At 48.5% G+C, this 588-nt stretch carries 1 protein-coding gene; it reads right to left on the reverse strand.

The window, feature by feature from the left end; translation table 11 throughout:
* Nucleotides 1-92: 92 nt before the first annotated feature.
* Nucleotides 93-542: a hypothetical protein gene (locus tag QZ269_RS13440; RefSeq protein ID WP_291427193.1), complete on the reverse strand. Its 450-nt coding sequence runs from the start codon at nucleotides 540-542 to the stop codon at nucleotides 93-95.
* Between the last annotated feature and the right edge of the window lie 46 nt (nucleotides 543-588).

Here is a 588-nt window from a genome sequence, read left to right on the forward strand (position 1 = left end):
TCCTTCGATGCGGTCATTGCGTTTCACCCTCCTTCCCCGCCCCATCCCCAAAGCGCAGAGGCTCAAGCTTAGCCTTAATTGCCACAGTGAGATCAATCATTCATCCTGACTTCGGTATTCTCTGCTCTGCCATAAGGCCCCTGAACTGCCTCAGCAATAACGCACCCCTTCTCACCTTTTTGATAGAGGTTATACGTTGCTTCATTCTGAAAAACACGGCAAGTTAAACTTTGTCCATCCTGCAAGGAACGAATCTCAAATGCTTGAACACAAGCCAAAGCCTCTTCCCTTGGATTTGAGTTTTCGCTTGTGTTTAAAGCAATGGCGACTTCACGGCTAGGGTAGCTGTGCCCAATGTCCTGAACGGAAAAAACCTGATGGTTTAGGCGGTAGAAAGGTTGACGAAAGAGGCCGGGTTCAAACTGCAAGCGAGTGAGGAAGTAGCCAGCAACAATGATTAAGCTGAAAACAACAGCTATACCAGTGAATATCTGTTTCACCAGACTCTTGCCGCTCTTTGGTTGTCCTAAAGTCCGTTGCATGGCTGCCTTCTACCCTTTCCCAGTCCCCACGTCGTCACCCAAAAGT

Origin of the sequence: Deinococcus sp. (genome assembly GCF_018260405.1) — a bacterium.
Lineage (GTDB): Bacteria > Deinococcota > Deinococci > Deinococcales > Deinococcaceae > Deinococcus.